This window comes from Pseudomonas frederiksbergensis, assembly GCF_017114915.1.
GTDB lineage: Bacteria > Pseudomonadota > Gammaproteobacteria > Pseudomonadales > Pseudomonadaceae > Aquipseudomonas > Aquipseudomonas frederiksbergensis_I.
Genome location: NZ_JAAUOE010000006.1, coordinates 57,571 through 75,947, shown reverse-complemented (window position 1 = coordinate 75,947; position 18,377 = coordinate 57,571). Strand labels below are relative to the sequence as shown.

16 protein-coding genes are annotated in these 18,377 nt (G+C 60.4%); all 16 read left to right on the top strand.

Features of this window, described 5'->3' with window-relative positions; all coding sequences use genetic code 11:
* The first annotated feature begins 2 nt into the window (after positions 1–2).
* The 16 genes from purB (at position 3) to nuoL (ending at position 18,337) form a co-directional block, all read left to right on the top strand.
* Positions 3–1,373, top strand: a complete 1,371-nt coding sequence (purB, locus tag HCU66_RS06785; RefSeq protein WP_110662578.1) for an adenylosuccinate lyase — start codon at positions 3–5, stop codon at positions 1,371–1,373.
* An 86-nt stretch (positions 1,374–1,459) separates the two neighbouring features.
* The gene (locus tag HCU66_RS06780; protein ID WP_205887746.1) at positions 1,460–2,629 is read left to right on the top strand and encodes a ribosomal protein uL16 3-hydroxylase; all 1,170 of its coding nucleotides are present in this window, start codon (positions 1,460–1,462) and stop codon (positions 2,627–2,629) included.
* Positions 2,622–3,047, top strand: coding sequence for a GNAT family N-acetyltransferase (locus HCU66_RS06775; protein WP_018925516.1), 426 nt, complete (start codon positions 2,622–2,624; stop codon positions 3,045–3,047). Before HCU66_RS06780 ends, HCU66_RS06775 begins: the two co-directional genes overlap by 8 nt.
* Positions 3,048–3,281: 234 nt before the next feature.
* A complete protein-coding gene (locus tag HCU66_RS06770) occupies positions 3,282–4,043 on the top strand; it encodes a secretin N-terminal domain-containing protein (protein WP_205887745.1) in 762 nt (253 codons plus the stop codon).
* Positions 4,044–4,556: 513 nt separating this feature from the next.
* Positions 4,557–5,882, top strand: a complete 1,326-nt coding sequence (gene aceA, locus HCU66_RS06765) for an isocitrate lyase (RefSeq protein ID WP_018925513.1) — start codon at positions 4,557–4,559, stop codon at positions 5,880–5,882.
* A 558-nt stretch (positions 5,883–6,440) separates the two neighbouring features.
* On the top strand, positions 6,441–6,854 hold the full coding sequence (locus HCU66_RS06760) for an NADH-quinone oxidoreductase subunit A (RefSeq protein ID WP_007940868.1): 414 nt from the start codon (positions 6,441–6,443) through the stop codon (positions 6,852–6,854).
* A 10-nt stretch (positions 6,855–6,864) separates the two neighbouring features.
* Complete coding sequence (locus HCU66_RS06755; protein WP_007940869.1) at positions 6,865–7,539, top strand: NuoB/complex I 20 kDa subunit family protein; 675 nt, start codon at positions 6,865–6,867, stop codon at positions 7,537–7,539.
* A 72-nt stretch (positions 7,540–7,611) separates the two neighbouring features.
* Positions 7,612–9,396 (top strand): NADH-quinone oxidoreductase subunit C/D, encoded by a 1,785-nt coding sequence (nuoC, locus tag HCU66_RS06750; protein WP_205887744.1) that lies wholly within the window; start codon positions 7,612–7,614, stop codon positions 9,394–9,396.
* Between the two features lie 2 nt (positions 9,397–9,398).
* Positions 9,399–9,896, top strand: a complete 498-nt coding sequence (nuoE, locus tag HCU66_RS06745; protein WP_007905058.1) for an NADH-quinone oxidoreductase subunit NuoE — start codon at positions 9,399–9,401, stop codon at positions 9,894–9,896.
* Positions 9,893–11,248 carry an NADH-quinone oxidoreductase subunit NuoF gene (nuoF, locus tag HCU66_RS06740; protein WP_205887743.1) on the top strand — a complete coding sequence of 452 codons (1,356 nt, stop codon included), beginning with the start codon at positions 9,893–9,895 and terminating at the stop codon, positions 11,246–11,248. The genes nuoE and nuoF overlap by 4 nt, the downstream gene beginning before the upstream one ends.
* 138 nt (positions 11,249–11,386) lie before the next feature.
* Positions 11,387–14,101, top strand: a complete 2,715-nt coding sequence (gene nuoG / locus HCU66_RS06735) for an NADH-quinone oxidoreductase subunit NuoG (RefSeq protein WP_205887742.1) — start codon at positions 11,387–11,389, stop codon at positions 14,099–14,101.
* Complete coding sequence (gene nuoH / locus HCU66_RS06730; protein WP_018925509.1) at positions 14,098–15,105, top strand: NADH-quinone oxidoreductase subunit NuoH; 1,008 nt, start codon at positions 14,098–14,100, stop codon at positions 15,103–15,105. The genes nuoG and nuoH overlap by 4 nt, the downstream gene beginning before the upstream one ends.
* 12 nt (positions 15,106–15,117) lie before the next feature.
* A complete protein-coding gene (gene nuoI, locus HCU66_RS06725) occupies positions 15,118–15,663 on the top strand; it encodes an NADH-quinone oxidoreductase subunit NuoI (RefSeq protein ID WP_019648466.1) in 546 nt (181 codons plus the stop codon).
* 9 nt (positions 15,664–15,672) lie between these two features.
* Positions 15,673–16,176: an NADH-quinone oxidoreductase subunit J gene (gene nuoJ, locus HCU66_RS06720; protein ID WP_205887741.1), complete on the top strand. Its 504-nt coding sequence runs from the start codon at positions 15,673–15,675 to the stop codon at positions 16,174–16,176.
* Between the two features lie 2 nt (positions 16,177–16,178).
* Positions 16,179–16,487, top strand: coding sequence for an NADH-quinone oxidoreductase subunit NuoK (nuoK, locus tag HCU66_RS06715; protein ID WP_007940879.1), 309 nt, complete (start codon positions 16,179–16,181; stop codon positions 16,485–16,487).
* Entirely contained in the window at positions 16,484–18,337 is a 1,854-nt protein-coding gene (gene nuoL / locus HCU66_RS06710; protein WP_205887740.1) for an NADH-quinone oxidoreductase subunit L, read from the top strand. The genes nuoK and nuoL overlap by 4 nt, the downstream gene beginning before the upstream one ends.
* Positions 18,338–18,377: the final 40 nt, after the last annotated feature.

Here is an 18,377-nt window from a genome sequence, read left to right as displayed (position 1 = left end):
CCATGCAGCTCTCTTCGCTCACTGCGGTTTCCCCTGTTGACGGCCGCTACGCCGGCAAAACCCAGGCCCTGCGCCCGATTTTCAGCGAATACGGCCTGATCCGTGCTCGCGTTCTGGTTGAAGTGCGCTGGCTCCAGCGCCTGGCCGCTCACCCTGCCATCAGTGAAGTGCCGGCGTTCTCCGCCGAAGCCAACGCGGTGTTGAACACCCTGGCGGAAAACTTCTCTCTTGAGCACGCCGAGCGCGTCAAAGAGATCGAGCGCACCACCAACCACGACGTCAAAGCCATCGAATACCTGCTCAAAGAGCAGGCGGCCAAGCTGCCGGAACTGGCCAAGGTCAGCGAATTCATCCACTTTGCCTGCACCAGCGAGGACATCAACAACCTGTCCCACGCCCTGATGCTGCGCGAAGGCCGTGATGATGTGATGCTGCCGCTGATGCGCCAGACCGCCAACGCCATCCGCGAACTGGCCATCCGTTTCGCAGACGTGCCGATGCTGTCGCGCACCCACGGTCAACCGGCGTCCCCGACCACCCTGGGCAAAGAGCTGGCGAACGTGGTTTACCGCCTGGAGCGTCAAATCGCTCAAGTCGCCGCCGTTCCGCTGCTGGGCAAGATCAACGGCGCTGTCGGCAACTACAACGCTCACCTGTCGGCCTACCCTGAGATCGACTGGGAAGCCAACGCCCGCGCCTTCATCGAAGACGAGCTGGGCCTGGGCTTCAACCCGTACACCACGCAGATCGAACCGCACGACTACATCGCCGAGCTGTTCGATGCGATCGCGCGCTTCAACACCATCCTGATCGACTTCGACCGCGATATCTGGGGCTACATCTCCCTGGGTTATTTCAAACAGCGCACCATCGCTGGCGAAATCGGTTCGTCGACCATGCCGCACAAGGTCAACCCGATCGACTTCGAAAACTCCGAAGGCAACCTGGGCATCGCCAACGCACTGTTCCAGCACCTGGCGAGCAAACTGCCAATCTCCCGCTGGCAGCGCGACCTGACCGACTCCACCGTGCTGCGCAACCTCGGTGTCGGCTTCGCCCACAGCGTGATCGCGTACGAAGCCAGCCTCAAAGGCATCAGCAAACTGGAGCTCAACGAGCAAAAGATCGCCGCCGACCTGGACGCTTGCTGGGAAGTGTTGGCCGAGCCGATCCAGACCGTGATGCGTCGCTACAACATCGAAAACCCGTACGAGAAGCTCAAAGAGCTGACGCGCGGCAAGGGCATCAGCCCGCAAGCGCTGCAAACTTTCATCGACGGCCTGGACATGCCAGCTGCCGCCAAGGCTGAGCTGAAACTGCTCACCCCGGCCAACTACATCGGCAACGCTGTAGCACAAGCCAAACGTATCTGATCGACCGCTCTACCCGTTTGAGACGCCCGGCAGCGCCGGGCGTTTTTATTCCCGTCTGAAAAGTGCTTTTTTTCAATAGGTTACACATGAATCCTGATACTCCTCTTCAACTTCTGGGCGGCATCACGGCACGGGAATTCCTGCGCGACTACTGGCAGAAAAAACCGCTGCTGATCCGTCAGGCGATTCCTGATTTCGAAAGCCCGATCGACGCCGACGAACTGGCCGGCCTGGCGCTGGAAGAAGAAGTCGAATCGCGCCTGGTGATCGAGCACGGCGAGCGCCCTTGGGAATTGCGCCGCGGCCCGTTCGCCGAAGACGAATTCAGCAAACTGCCGGAACGTGAATGGACCCTGCTGGTGCAAGCGGTCGACCAGTTCGTGCCGGAAGTTGCCGAGCTGCTGGAAAACTTCCGCTTCCTGCCGAGCTGGCGCGTCGACGACGTGATGATCAGCTTCGCCGCTCCGGGTGGCAGCGTGGGTCCGCACTTCGATAACTACGACGTGTTCCTGTTGCAGGGCCACGGCAAGCGCAACTGGAAAATCGGCCAGATGTGCGATTCCGAGAGTCCGCTGCTGCAACATGCCGACTTGCGCATCCTCGCCGATTTCGAAGCCACCGATGAGTGGGTGCTGGAACCGGGCGACATGCTCTACCTGCCGCCGCGCCTGGCGCACAGCGGTGTAGCTGTCGATGATTGCATGACCTACTCGGTCGGTTTCCGCGCACCGAGCGCCGCTGAAGTGCTGACCCACTTCACCGATTTCCTCAGCCAGTTCCTGTCGGACGAAGAGCGTTACACGGACGCCGACGCCCTGCCGGCGGTCGATCCTCATCAGATCCAGCACGATGCCCTCGATCGCCTGAAAAGCTTGCTGGCTGAGCACATGAGCGACGAGCGCTTGCTGCTGACCTGGTTCGGCCAGTTCATGACCGAGCCACGCTACCCGGAACTGGTGGTCGGCCCGGAAGAAGTCGAAGAGCAAGACCTGCTCAGCGCACTCGAAGAAGGCGCCGTGCTGATCCGCAACCCGAGCGCGCGCCTGGCCTGGTCGGAAGTCGACGACGATCTGCTGCTGTTCGCCAGCGGCCAGAGCCGTTACCTGCCGGGCAAGCTGCGCGAGCTGCTGAAAATGATCTGCGCCGCCGATGCCCTGCATGTCGACAACCTCGGCCCATGGCTGAGCGACGAAGACGGCTGCGGCCTGCTGTGCGAACTGGTCAAGCAAGGCAGCCTGGGGTTTGCCGATGAATAAAATTCACGTACGTGTCGCAGACTGGCAGAAGGACAACGCCGAGATCCGGCGCATTCGTGAAGCGGTATTCGTCGCCGAGCAATCCGTTCCACCTGAACTGGAATGGGATGCCGATGACGCCACGGCGGTGCATTTCCTGGCCTTCGAAGGCGACTTTCCGATCGGCACCGCCCGCCTGTTGCCCGATGGCCACATCGGCCGGGTGTCGGTGCTCAAAGACTGGCGCGGCATGAAGGTTGGCGATGCGCTGATGCAAGCGGTGATCGGTGAAGCCGAGAAGCGCGGGCTGAAGCAGCAGATGCTGAGCGCGCAAGTGCAAGCCACGGCGTTCTATGAGCGCTTGGGTTTCAGCATGGTCAGTGAGGAATTCCTGGAAGCCGGGATTCCGCATGTAGACATGGTGCGTCACTCGGCTTGATACCTCGTAACTGATCGTTCCCACGCTCTGCGTGGGAATGCCTCTCGGGACGCTCCACGTCCCTTCGCGGCAGTGACGCGGAGCGTCACAGGCTGCATTCCTTTGCTGCGCGAGGGAACGATCACGCCCCGCCATCCTCGGATGCCGGGGCGTTTTGCTGTCTGTGATTCAACTCGCGCCACGCCGGGCCGACAAACTGGCAATATCAAACCTTTGATTTGCGGAGAAACGGACATGTCCCTACGCACCCTGCTCACCACGCTGCTGCTGACCTGCAGTTTTTCGGTCATGGCCGCCACCGAGATCGTGCCCCTGAATTACCGCACCAGCGCCGACCTGCTGCCGGTGGCGCAGAATTTCATCGGCAAGGACGGCAAGGTCAGCGCCTACGGCAACCAACTGATCGTCAATGCCGAGCCCGGCAAGATCGGCGAACTCAAAGCCCTCCTCGCGCAACTGGACACCGCGCCCAAGCGCCTGCTGATCACCGTCGACACCAACGAAAACAACTTCCAGGGCGATCAGGGCTACTCGGTGAATGGCGCCGCACCGAATCAGACCCGCATCATCAATCGCAGCACCGACAGCCGTGATGGCGGCATCCAGCAGGTTCAGGCCAGCGAAGGCGCACCGGCGCTGATCCAGGTCGGACAGAGCGTGCCGCTCACCAGCACCCAGACCGACGGCTATGGCGACCTGCGCAGCCAGACCGAATACCGCAACGTCACCCAGGGTTTCTACGTCACCGCCAGCGTCACCGGCGACATCGTTCATCTGGCAATCAGTACCAACCGTGACCGGATGAGCCAGGAACGCCCCGATGTAGTGAACGTGCAAAGTACCGACACAACCGTCAGCGGTCGACTGGGCGAATGGATCACCCTGGCCGGCATGAACCGCCAGACTCAGGCCGACAAACAGGGCCTGACCCGCAGCTACTCGACTCAGGGCCGGGATGACATGACGTTGCGGGTGAAAGTCGATACGTTGGACTAAAGCACCAAAAACTGACTGATTAGTCGTATTAGACCAAAGATGTAGTGCTTGAAAAAAAGCACTACAAAACGTTTGACGAGCCAAAAAAGCAAAGGCATGATGGCCTCGCTCCCGCTAATCAGAGGCCCTGGCAAGGGCTTTCGAGTCGCTGTTCGCACCCTACCCCGCGAGCCGATTCGTGTCTGTACCGCCCACAAGGTGTGTTTGACGAGGTTGCCGACTGGAACGAAGTTGTCCCGAGGGACGGAAGCGTAAATAGGTAACCCGGCTCCACACTGAAGTTCGCACCAAGGCCCACGACGCCCGAATGCGCTCGCCAGTTCGCCCTTACCTGCTCACTTCCCCCTCGAGCCCATCGTTCATCCCGTCGCCATCCCCGCCGAACCCGACTTGACCGCCTAAGCTTCTGGTCAGCGAGCAGCCTTTTACGCGCCCTTTAATTGTGTATCTGGCAGGAGCAGGAACTTTCACCAAGAACGACTTTTCATCAAAGACGCGACGAGGTTTATCTCCATGGCACTGACACGCGAACAGCAAATTGCAGCCCTCGAAAAAGACTGGGCTGAAAACCCGCGCTGGAAAGGCGTGAAGCGCAATTACTCCGCTGCTGACGTCGTCCGTCTGCGTGGCTCGGTTCAACCTGAGCACACCTTTGCAAAAATGGGCGCCGAGAAGCTCTGGAACCTGGTCACCCAGGGTGCCAAGCCGTCCTTCCGTCCTGAGAAAGATTTCGTCAACTGCATGGGCGCCCTGACCGGCGGCCAGGCTGTGCAACAAGTCAAGGCCGGCATCCAGGCGATCTACCTGTCGGGCTGGCAAGTGGCGGCGGACAACAACTCCGCCGAATCGATGTACCCGGACCAGTCGCTGTACCCGGTGGATTCGGTTCCAACCGTGGTCAAGCGCATCAACAACTCGTTCCGTCGTGCTGACCAGATCCAGTGGAAAGCCGGCAAGAACCCGGGCGACGAAGGCTACATCGACTACTTCGCACCGATCGTGGCGGACGCTGAAGCCGGTTTCGGCGGTGTACTGAACGCTTACGAGCTGATGAAGAGCATGATCGAAGCAGGCGCCGCCGGCGTTCACTTCGAAGACCAACTGGCTTCCGTGAAAAAATGCGGCCACATGGGCGGCAAGGTATTGGTTCCGACTCAGGAAGCCGTGCAGAAGCTGACCGCTGCTCGTCTGGCAGCCGACGTTGCCGGTGTGCCAACCATTATTCTGGCCCGTACCGACGCCAACGCTGCTGACCTGCTGACGTCCGACTGCGACCCGTACGACCAGCCATTCGTGACCGGCACCCGTACCCAGGAAGGCTTCTACAAGGTTCGCGCCGGTCTCGACCAGGCGATCGCTCGCGGCCTGGCTTACGCGCCATACGCCGACCTGATCTGGTGTGAAACCGCCAAGCCGGATCTGGACGAAGCCCGTCGTTTCGCCGAAGCGATCAAAAAGGAATACCCGGACCAACTGCTGTCGTACAACTGCTCGCCTTCCTTCAACTGGAAGAAAAACCTGGACGACGCGACCATCGCCAAGTTCCAGCGCGAACTGTCCGCCATGGGCTACAAGCACCAGTTCATCACCCTGGCCGGCATTCACAACATGTGGCACAGCATGTTCAACCTGGCGCACGACTACGCCCGCAACGACATGACCGCCTACGTGAAGCTGCAAGAACAAGAGTTCGCTGACGCCGCCAAGGGTTACACCTTCGTGGCTCACCAGCAGGAAGTGGGCACCGGTTACTTCGACGACATGACCACCGTGATCCAGGGCGGCACGTCTTCGGTGACCGCACTGACCGGCTCCACCGAAGAAGAACAGTTCCACTGATCTGCTTCGCTTAAACAAACGGCCCTTGCGGACCGAATAAAAAGCTAACCGCAAAGCCGCTCATCTGACGCCCCGACTGGTTCGGGGCGTTTTTTTGCCTGCGCGTCCATGACGCCAGCGACCACAGGAAATGAGCCAACCCACAAAATGCTGGCAAAAACATTGATCCAGAGCGGTATCACGATCTGGAAAAAAGGGTAAAACGACCGCGCATGCTACTTGCAGTAACGCGCATATAAGACAACTTCCCGGAGCGTGACCCGCTAAACAGTTTAAAAACCATATCAAATAACATTGATTATCATTTAGCGACAACTATGTTCGTTACATTCCCTACAAAACATATTTGACAAAACCCCCGCTAATGCCCGAACCGCATGGGCTACAGGGCTTTGGAGGTGCGCCATGTCCTTATTCCAATAAATAATTTCGCTACAGGAATTTTACTTGCACGGTGTTTAGCCATAAAATCAGCGGGATTGATTGCTGCGACATATCGTCACTGCTTTGTTTCTTTTCAAGCTCAGAGACCTTTGCTCTCTGTTAAGGATTACCAGCATGCCCGAAGCGACCGGACTCATGGCCCACAACTGGGGCTTTGCCATTTTCCTTCTGGGTGTCGGCGGCCTTTGCGCCTTCATGCTCGGCGTCTCCAGCCTCCTCGGGTCAAAAGCCTGGGGCCGCAGCAAAAACGAACCGTTCGAGTCCGGCATGCTACCTACAGGTGGCGCCCGCTTGCGGCTCTCAGCCAAATTCTATCTGGTCGCGATGCTCTTCGTGATCTTCGATATCGAAGCCCTCTTTCTCTTTGCCTGGTCTGTGTCCGTCCGCGAAAGCGGCTGGACCGGATTCGTCGAAGCTCTCGTTTTCATAGCAATTCTGTTGGCAGGTCTTGTCTACCTATTTCGAGTGGGCGCCCTTGACTGGGCTCCGGCAGCTCGTCTTAAGCGGCAAGCGAAGCTGAAACAATGAGGCTTTGGCAATGCAATACAATCTCACCAGGATCGACCCCGATGCTCCTAACGAGCAGTATCCGATTGGCCAACGGGAAACCGTTTCCGATCCGTTAGAAGATCAAGTCCACAAAAACATTTTCATGGGCAAGCTCGAAGACGTGCTCAACGGCACGATCAACTGGGGGCGCAAGAACTCCCTGTGGCCGTATAACTTCGGTCTTTCGTGCTGCTACGTGGAAATGACCACCGCCTTCACGGCGCCCCACGACATCGCGCGCTTTGGCGCCGAGGTGATCCGGGCATCGCCGCGTCAGGCGGATTTCATGGTTATCGCCGGTACCTGCTTCATCAAGATGGCGCCGATCATTCAGCGTCTCTACGAGCAAATGCTCGAGCCTAAATGGGTAATATCCATGGGTTCGTGCGCCAACTCCGGTGGCATGTACGACATCTACTCCGTCGTTCAAGGGGTGGACAAGTTCCTGCCCGTGGACGTCTACGTGCCTGGCTGCCCGCCCCGCCCTGAAGCTTTTCTGCAAGGCTTGATGCTGTTGCAGGAGTCGATTGGCCAGGAGCGTCGCCCACTTTCCTGGGTCGTTGGCGATCAAGGCGTTTACCGCGCCGAGATGCCTTCGCAAAAGGAACAGCGCCGCGAACAGCGTATTCAGGTAACCAACCTGCGCAGCCCCGACGAAGTCTGATCCAGATCTGCTTCTTCTATAGAACGAGAAACTGGCTTCATTCTTTACGTTGACCGAAAGCGATAAATAACCATGACTACAGGCAGTGCTCTGTACATCCCGCCTTATAAGGCAGACGACCAGGATGTGGTCGTCGAACTGAACAACCGTTTTGGCCCAGAGGCGTTCACCGCCCAGCCGACCCGCACCGGCATGCCGGTGCTTTGGGTTGCCCGCGCCAAACTCGTCGAAGTGATGACCTTCCTGCGCAACCTGCCCAAGCCGTACGTCATGCTCTATGACCTGCACGGCGTGGACGAGCGTCTGCGCACCAAGCGTCAAGGGCTGCCAAACGGCGTCGACTTCACTGTGTTCTATCACTTGATGTCGATCGAACGTAATAGTGACGTAATGATCAAGGTTGCCTTGTCCGAGAGCGACCTCAACCTGCCGACCGTCACCAGCATCTGGCCGAACGCCAACTGGTACGAGCGTGAAGTGTGGGACATGTACGGCATCCACTTTGCCGGCCACCCGCATCTGACTCGCATCATGATGCCGCCGACCTGGGAAGGTCACCCGCTGCGCAAGGACTTCCCGGCCCGTGCCACCGAGTTCGATCCATTCAGCCTGACCCTGGCCAAGCAACAGCTCGAGGAAGAAGCCGCGCGCTTCAAGCCTGAAGACTGGGGCATGAAGCGTTCCGGGCCGAACGAGGACTACATGTTCCTCAACCTGGGCCCTAACCACCCTTCGGCCCACGGTGCCTTCCGTATCATCCTGCAGCTGGACGGTGAAGAGATCGTCGACTGCGTGCCGGACGTCGGTTACCACCACCGTGGTGCCGAGAAAATGGCCGAGCGCCAGTCCTGGCACAGCTTCATTCCATACACCGACCGTATCGACTACCTCGGCGGCGTGATGAACAACCTGCCGTACGTGCTCTCGGTCGAGAAGCTGGCCGGCATCAAGGTGCCCGAGAAGGTCGACGTCATCCGCATCATGATGGCCGAGTTCTTCCGGATCACCAGCCACCTGCTGTTCCTGGGCACTTACATCCAGGACGTCGGCGCCATGACCCCGGTGTTCTTCACCTTCACCGACCGCCAGAAGGCGTACACGGTGATCGAAGCCATCACCGGTTTCCGCCTGCACCCGGCCTGGTACCGCATCGGTGGCGTCGCCCACGACCTGCCGCGCGGCTGGGAAAAACTGGTCAAGGATTTCGTCGAGTGGATGCCAAAGCGTCTGGACGAATACCAGAAAGCCGCACTGGACAACAGCATCCTGCGTGGCCGGACCATCGGCGTCGCCGACTACAACACCAAGCAAGCCCTGGAATGGGGCGTCACCGGTGCCGGCCTGCGTGCCACCGGTTGCGACTTCGACCTGCGTAAAGCGCGCCCCTACTCCGGCTACGAGAACTTCGAATTCGAAGTCCCGCTGGCGGCCAATGGCGATGCCTACGACCGTTGCATCGTTCGTGTCGAGGAGATGCGCCAGAGCATCAGGATCATCGACCAGTGCCTGCGCAACATGCCGGAAGGCCCGTACAAGGCGGATCACCCGCTGACCACGCCGCCGCCCAAAGAGCGCACGCTGCAGCACATCGAGACCCTGATCACGCACTTCCTGCAAGTTTCGTGGGGCCCGGTCATGCCGGCCAACGAATCCTTCCAGATGATCGAAGCGACCAAGGGCATCAACAGTTATTACCTGACGAGCGATGGCGGCACCATGAGCTACCGCACCCGGATTCGTACTCCAAGCTTCCCGCACCTGCAGCAGATCCCTTCGGTGATCAAAGGCAGCATGGTCGCGGACTTGATCGCGTACCTGGGTAGTATCGATTTCGTTATGGCCGACGTGGACCGTTAAGCATGAACAGCACGCTTATCCTGACAGACCGTTTCGCCCTCAGCGAAACCGAGCGCTCGGCCATCGAGCATGAGCTGCATCACTATGAAGACCCGCGCGCGGCGTCGATCGAAGCCCTGAAAATCGTCCAGAAGGAACGTGGCTGGGTGCCTGACGGCGCGCTCTACGCCATCGGCGAGATCCTCGGCATCCCGGCCAGCGACGTTGAAGGGGTGGCTACTTTCTATAGCCAGATCTTCCGTCAGCCAGTCGGCCGTCACATCATTCGCGTCTGCGACAGCATGGTCTGCTACATCGGCGGCCACGAGTCCGTGGTCAGCGAAATCCAGAGCAAGCTGGGCATCGGCCTGGGTCAGACCACCGCCGACGGTCGTTTCACCCTGCTGCCGGTCTGCTGCCTCGGCAACTGTGACAAGGCGCCGGCACTGATGATCGACGACGACACATTCGGTGATGTGCAGCCTGCCGGTGTTGCCAAATTGCTCGAGGGCTACGTATGACCCTGACTTCCTTCGGTCCCGCCAACCGCATCAAGCGTACGGCCGAGACTCACCCGCTCACCTGGCGCCTGCGTGACGACGGCGAAGCCGTATGGCTCGACGAGTACCAGGCCAAGAACGGTTACGCCGCTGCGCGCAAGGCCTTCGCCGACATGGCCCAGGACGACATCGTCCAGACCGTGAAAGACTCCGGCCTCAAGGGCCGCGGCGGTGCAGGCTTCCCCACGGGCGTGAAGTGGGGCCTGATGCCCAAGGATGAATCCATCAACATCCGCTACCTGCTGTGCAACGCGGATGAAATGGAGCCGAACACCTGGAAAGACCGCATGCTGATGGAGCAACTGCCCCATCTGCTGATCGAAGGCATGCTGATCAGTGCCCGCGCACTGAAAACCTACCGTGGCTACATCTTCCTGCGTGGCGAATACACCACCGCCGCCAGGCACCTGAACCGTGCCGTGGAAGAAGCCAAGGCAGCGGGCTTGCTGGGTAAAAACATCCTGGGCAGCGGCTTCGATTTCGAGCTGTTCGTCCACACCGGCGCCGGGCGTTACATCTGCGGTGAAGAAACCGCACTGATCAACTCCCTCGAAGGTCGCCGCGCCAACCCGCGCTCCAAGCCGCCCTTCCCTGCCGCCGTGGGCGTGTGGGGCAAGCCGACGTGCGTGAACAACGTTGAAACCCTGTGCAACGTGCCGGCGATCATTGCCGACGGCGTGGACTGGTACAAATCGTTGGCCCGGGTCGGCAGTGAGGATATGGGCACCAAGCTCATGGGCTTCTCCGGCAAGGTCAAGAACCCTGGGCTGTGGGAGTTGCCGTTCGGCGTCACCGGTCGCGAGCTGTTCGAAGACTACGCCGGCGGCATGCGCGACGGTTACAAGCTCAAGTGCTGGCAGCCAGGCGGCGCCGGTACCGGCTTCCTGTTGCCGGAACACCTGGACGCACAAATGTACGCCGGCGGCATCGCCAAAGTGGGCACCCGTATGGGTACCGGCCTGGCCATGGCGGTGGACGACAGCGTCAACATGGTGTCTCTGCTGCGCAACATGGAAGAGTTCTTCGCCCGTGAGTCGTGCGGTTTCTGCACCCCTTGCCGTGACGGTCTGCCGTGGAGCGTCAAGCTGCTGCGCGCGATCGAGAATGGAGAAGGGCAAGCCGGCGACATCGAGACCCTGCTGGGTCTGGTCGGTTTCCTCGGCCCGGGCAAGACCTTCTGTGCTCACGCACCGGGTGCCGTGGAACCGTTGGGCAGCGCCATCAAATACTTCCGTCCAGAGTTCGAAGCCGGCATCGCGCCTACCCGCGCCGTCGTCCCGCCTCTGGCAAAGCCGATCGTAGTCGGCGCGTAAACGCTTAAAAAAGGCGAAGGGTCCGTGCCCTTCGCCTTCTCGTGTGATGACGCCGCAAGCGGCTGTATTGATTCACACGGATAACAAGATTCCATTAGCCACGCCCGCTGACACCGGGCCAACGAAGAACTTTGAACCATGGCCACTATCCACGTAGACGGCAAAGAGCTCGAAGTCGATGGGGCAGACAACCTGTTACAGGCATGTCTGTCGCTAGGCCTCGATATCCCTTATTTCTGCTGGCACCCTGCCCTTGGCAGCGTTGGCGCTTGCCGCCAGTGCGCGGTCAAGCAATACACCGACGAGAATGACAAGCGTGGTCGGATCGTCATGTCCTGCATGACCCCCGCCACCGACGGCAGCTGGATCTCCATCGACGACGAAGAAGCGAAAGTATTCCGCGCCAGCGTCGTCGAATGGCTGATGACCAACCACCCCCACGACTGCCCGGTCTGTGAGGAAGGCGGTCACTGCCACCTGCAAGACATGACCGTGATGACCGGCCACAACGAGCGCCGTTATCGCTTCACCAAGCGTACCCACCAGAACCAGCAACTGGGCCCGTTCATTTCCCACGAAATGAACCGCTGCATCGCCTGCTATCGCTGCGTGCGTTTCTATAAGGACTACGCCGGCGGCACCGACCTCGGCGTATTTGGCGCCCACGACAACGTGTACTTCGGTCGCGTTGAAGACGGCACCCTGGAAAGCGAGTTCTCCGGCAACCTCACCGAGGTTTGCCCGACCGGTGTGTTCACCGACAAGACTCACTCCGAGCGCTACAACCGCAAGTGGGACATGCAGTTCTCGCCGAGCATCTGCCATGGCTGCTCCAGCGGTTGCAACATCTCTCCGGGCGAACGTTACGGCGAACTGCGTCGCATCGAAAACCGTTTCAACGGTTCGGTAAACCAATACTTCCTGTGCGACCGTGGCCGTTTTGGCTATGGCTACGTCAACCGCAAGGATCGCCCGCGTCAGCCACTGCTGGCCAACGGCGCGAAACTGAGCCTGGACGAAGCACTGGACAAAGCCGCCGACCTGCTGCGCGGTCGCAACATCGTCGGTATCGGTTCGCCGCGTGCCAGCCTGGAAAGCAACTACGCGTTGCTTGAACTGGTCGGCGCCGAGCACTTCTACTCCGGTATCGAAGCCTCGGAGCTGGAACGCATTCGTCTGGTGGTGCAGGTGTTGAAAAACAGCCCGCTGCCAATCCCGAACATGCGCGACATCGAAGACCACGATGCAATTTTCGTCCTCGGCGAAGACCTGACCCAAACCGCTGCGCGCATGGCCCTGGCCCTGCGTCAATCGGTCAAGGGCAAGGCCGAAGACATGGCCGACGCGATGCGCGTTCAGCCATGGCTCGACGCCGCCGTGAAAAACATCGGCCAACACGAACTGAACCCGCTGTTCATCGCCAGCCTGGCTGAAACCAAGCTCGACGACATCGCTGAAGAATGCGTTCACGCCGCACCAGACGACCTGGCCCGCCTCGGTTTCGCCGTGGCTCATGCCCTCGACGCCAGCGCGCCGGCCGTTGAAGGCCTGGATGCTGAAGCCCTCGAACTGGCTCAGCGCATCGCCAACGCCCTGCTCGCGGCCAAGCGTCCACTGATCATTGCCGGTACCTCGCTGGGTTCCAAGGCGCTGATCGAAGCAGCGGCGAACATCGCCAAAGCCCTGAAGCTGCGCGAGAAGAATGGTTCCATCAGCCTGATCGTGCCAGAGGCCAACAGCCTCGGCCTGGCCATGCTTGGCGGCAACTCGGTCGACGAAGCGCTGCAAGCGGTGATCGACGGCAAAGCCGACGCCATCGTGGTGCTGGAAAACGATCTGTACACCCGTACCGACAAAGCCAAGGTCGATGCGGCCCTGAACGCCGCGAAAGTGGTGATCGTGGCGGACCATCAGAAGACTGCCACCAGCGATCGCGCCCACCTGGTGCTGCCAGCGGCCAGCTTCGCTGAAGGCGACGGTACGCTGGTCAGCCAGGAAGGCCGCGCCCAGCGCTTCTTCCAGGTCTTCGACCCGACTTACCTCGACGCGAGCATTCTGGTCCACGAAGGCTGGCGCTGGCTGCATGCCCTGCGCTCGACCCTGCTGAACCAGCCGATCGATTGGACCCAACTGGACCACGTCACGGCTGCCGTTGCTGCAAGCACGCCGCAACTGGCGCGTATCGTCGACGCCGCACCGTCCGCCGCGTTCCGGATCAAAGGCCTGAAACTGGCGCGCGAACCGCTGCGTTACTCCGGTCGTACCGCCATGCGCGCTGACATCAGCGTGCACGAACCGCGCACCTCCCAGGACAAGGACACCGCGTTTGCCTTCTCCATGGAAGGTTACTCGGGCTCTGCCGAACCGCGTCAGCAAGTGCCATTCGCCTGGTCTCCGGGCTGGAACTCGCCGCAAGCCTGGAACAAGTTCCAGGACGAAGTCGGTGGTCACCTGCGCGCTGGCGACCCGGGCACGCGCCTGATCGAAAGCACCGGTGATTCGCTGAACTGGTTCGCCAGTGTTCCGCGCGCGTTCAACCCGGCGCCGGGCACCTGGCAGGTCGTGCCGTTCTTCCACCTGTTCGGCAGCGAAGAGAACTCTGCCAAAGCCGCGCCGGTGCAGGAACGCATTCCAGCCGCCTACGTGTCGCTGGCCAAGTCCGAAGCCGATCGCCTGGGCGTCAATGACGGTGCCCTGCTGAGCCTGAACGTGGCTGGCCAGACCCTGCGTCTGCCACTGCGCATCAACGAAGAACTGGGCGCCGGTCTGGTCGCATTGCCGGCCGGTATCGCCGGTATTCCGCCCGCGATCTTTGGCAAATCCGTTGACGGTCTGCAGGAGGCAGCGCTATGACCTGGTTCACTCCTGAAGTGATCGACGTAATCATCGCGGTCCTCAAGGCCATCGTGATTCTGCTCGCCGTAGTGGTCTGCGGCGCGCTGCTGAGCTGGGTCGAGCGTCGTCTGCTCGCCCTCTGGCAGGACCGTTACGGTCCGAACCGCGTCGGCCCGTTCGGCGCGTTCCAGATTGCGGCCGACATGATCAAGATGTTCTTCAAGGAAGACTGGACCCCGCCGTTCGCCGACAAAGTGATCTTCACCCTGGCGCCGGTCGTGGCCATGAGCGCCTTGCTGATTGCCTTCGCGATCATCCCGATCACCCCGACCTGGGGCGTGGCGGATATCAACATCGGCATCCTGTTCTTCTTCGCCATGGCGGGTCTGTCGGTCTACGCGGTGCTGTTCGCCGGCTGGTCGAGTAACAACAAGTTCGCCCTGCTGGGCAGCTTGCGGGCCTCGGCACAAACCGTGTCGTACGAAGTGTTCATGGGCCTGTCGCTGATGGGCATCGTGATCCAGGTCGGCTCGTTCAACATGCGCGACATCGTTGAATACCAAGCGCAGAACATGTGGTTCATCATTCCGCAAATCTTCGGTTTCCTGACCTTCTTCATCGCTGGCGTCGCCGTGACTCACCGTCACCCGTTCGACCAGCCGGAAGCGGAACAGGAACTGGCCGACGGTTACCACATTGAATACGCCGGCATGAAATGGGGCATGTTCTTCGTCGGTGAGTACATCGGTATCGTGTTGATTTCGGCGCTGCTGGTCACGCTGTTCTTCGGTGGCTGGCACGGCCCGTTCGGCCTGCTGCCGCAGATCCCGTTCATCTGGTTCGCACTGAAAACCGCGTTCTTCATCATGTTCTTCATCCTGCTGCGCGCCTCGATTCCGCGCCCACGGTATGACCAAGTGATGGACTTCAGCTGGAAGTTCTGCCTGCCGCTGACCCTCGTCAACATGCTGGTGACCGCTGCGATCGTGTTGCTCAACACGCCCGCCGTCGCGGCTCAGTGAGGATAGAGAATCATGAAGTACATTTTTGACATCGTGCATGGCTTCTTCACCCAGCTTCGCAGCCTGGTGATGATCTTCGGCCATGCCTTCCGCAAGCGCGACACGCTGCAGTACCCGGAAGAAGCCGTGTACCTGCCGCCGCGTTTCCGTGGTCGTATCGTCCTGACCCGCGACCCCGACGGCGAAGAGCGTTGTGTAGCCTGCAACCTGTGCGCCGTGGCGTGCCCGGTGGGTTGCATCTCGCTGCAGAAAGCTGAAACCGACGACGGTCGCTGGTACCCGGAGTTTTTCCGTATCAACTTCTCGCGCTGCATTTTCTGTGGCCTCTGCGAGGAAGCCTGCCCGACCACCGCGATCCAGCTGACACCGGATTTCGAAATGGCCGAGTTCAAACGTCAGGACCTGGTTTACGAGAAAGAAGATCTGCTGATCTCCGGCCCCGGCAAAAACCCTGATTACAACTTCTATCGTGTTGCAGGTATGGCCATTGCCGGTAAGCCGAAAGGCGCCGCGCAAAATGAAGCCGAGCCGATCAACGTGAAGAGCTTGCTGCCTTAAGGAAGAACGATGGAATTCGCTTTCTATTTCGCATCGGGTATCGCGGTTGTGTCCACGCTTCGCGTGATCACCAACACCAACCCCGTGCACGCCCTGCTCTACCTGATCATTTCGCTGATCGCCGTGGCCATGACGTTCTTCGCCCTCGGCGCGCCGTTCGCCGGTGTGCTGGAAGTGATCGCCTACGCCGGCGCCATCATGGTGCTGTTCGTGTTCGTGGTGATGATGCTGAACCTGGGCCCGGCCTCGGTTCAGCAAGAGCGCGTCTGGCTCAAGCCCGGTATCTGGCTGGGCCCGGTCGCGCTCGGCGCCCTGCTGCTGGCTGAACTGCTGTATGTGCTGTTCGGCGAAACCAGCGGTCAGGCCATCGGCCACACCACCGTAGACGCCAAGGCCGTGGGCATCAGCCTGTTCGGTCCTTATCTGCTGGTGGTCGAACTCGCCTCGATGCTGCTGCTCGCCGCAGCCGTCACGGCGTTCCACTTGGGCCGCAACGAAGCCAAGGAGCAATGACGATGCCTGCTATCCCTCTGGAGCATGGTCTGGCGGTCGCCGGCATCCTGTTCTGCCTCGGTCTGGTCGGCCTGATGGTCCGGCGCAACATTCTCTTCGTGCTGATGAGCCTGGAGGTCATGATGAATGCCTCCGCGTTGGCGTTCATCGTTGCCGGTAGCCGCTGGGCGCAGCCGGATGGACAGATCATGTTCATTCTGGTGATCAGCCTGGCAGCCGCCGAGGCCAGTATTGGCCTGGCGATTCTGTTGCAGCTGTATCGCCGCTTCCACACTCTCGATATCGACGCTGCCAGCGAGATGCGCGGATGAACCTTCTCTATCTGACTTTCCTGTTCCCCCTGATCGGTTTTGTGCTGCTGGCGTTCTCCCGGGGACGCCTCTCGGAAAACCTCTCGGCGCTGATCGGCGTCGGTTCCATTGGCCTGTCGGCGATCGTCGCCACTTATGTGATCTGGCAGTTCAACGTCGCGCCACCGGAGGGTGGTCATTACACCCAGGTGCTGTGGCAATGGATGGCGGTGGAAGGCTTTACGCCGACCTTCACCCTGTACCTGGATGGTCTGTCCGTGACCATGCTCGGCGTGGTGGTGGGCGTGGGCTTCCTGATCCACCTGTTCGCGTCCTGGTACATGCGCGGTGAAGCCGGTTACTCGCGCTTCTTCGCCTACACCAACCTGTTTATCGCCAGCATGCTGTTCCTGGTCCTGGCCGATAACCTGTTGTTCGTGTACTTCGGCTGGGAAGGCGTGGGCCTGTGCTCGTACCTGTTGATCGGTTTCTACTACAGCAACCGCAACAACGGTAACGCGGCACTCAAAGCCTTCATCGTGACCCGGGTCGGCGACGTGTTCATGGCCATCGGCCTGTTCATCCTGTTCCAACAGTTGGGCACGCTGAACATCCAGGAACTGCTGGTCAAGGCGCCTGAGCACTTCAAGGCCGGCGACTTCTGGATCGTTCTGGCGACCCTGATGCTGCTGGGCGGGGCGGTCGGTAAATCCGCGCAACTGCCGCTGCAAACCTGGCTGGCGGATGCGATGGCCGGCCCGACTCCGGTTTCGGCACTGATCCACGCCGCGACCATGGTAACCGCCGGTGTCTACCTGATTGCCCGTACCCACGGCCTGTTCGCCCTGGCGCCGGACATCCTGCACCTGGTAGGTGTTGTGGGTGGCGTGACGCTGGTGCTGGCAGGTTTTGCCGCACTGGTTCAGACCGACATCAAACGTATCCTCGCCTACTCGACCATGAGCCAGATCGGCTACATGTTCCTGGCCTTGGGCGTCGGTGCGTGGGATGGCGCGATCTTCCACCTGATGACCCACGCCTTCTTCAAGGCGCTGCTGTTCCTTGCATCCGGTTCGGTGATCGTTGCCTGCCACCACGAGCAGAACATCTTCAAGATGGGCGGCCTGTGGAAGAAACTGCCACTGGCCTACGCCAGCTTCATCGTTGGCGGCGCGGCCCTGGCGGCCTTGCCTCTGGTGACCGCGGGCTTCTACTCCAAGGATGAAATCCTCTGGGAAGCGTTCGCCAGCGGTAACGAAGGCCTGCTTTATGCCGGTCTGGTCGGTGCCTTCATGACCTCGCTGTACACCTTCCGCCTGATCTTCATCGCGTTCCACGGTGAAGCGAAGACCGAAGCCCATGCCGGTCACGGCATCGCTCACTGGCTGCCGCTGTCGGTGCTGATCGTGTTGTCGACGTTCGTCGGCGCAATGATCGTTCCGCCGCTGCACGGTGTGCTGCCGCAAAGCGTCGGCCATGCCGGCGGCGAAGCCAAGCACAGCCTGGAAATCGCCTCGGGCGCCATCGCCCTGTCCGGTATCCTGCTGGCCGCGCTGCTGTTCCTGGGCAAGCGCCGCTTCGTCACGGCCATCGCCAACAGCGGCATCGGCCGTATCCTTTCGGCCTGGTGGTTCGCTGCCTGGGGCTTCGACTGGATCTACGACAAACTGTTCGTCAAGCCATACCTTGCGATCAGCCACATTCTGCGCAAAGACCCGCTCGACCAGACCATCGGTCTGATCCCGCGTATGGCCAAAGGCGGTCACACCGCCCTGAGCCGTACCGAGACCGGTCAACTGCGTTGGTATGCCGCCTCGATGGCTGCTGGTGCCGTGCTGGTAATCGGCGCCGTCGTGCTGGTAGCGGTCTGACTATGAACCTTGCGAACTTGCGAAAGGAAACGAGCCCGTC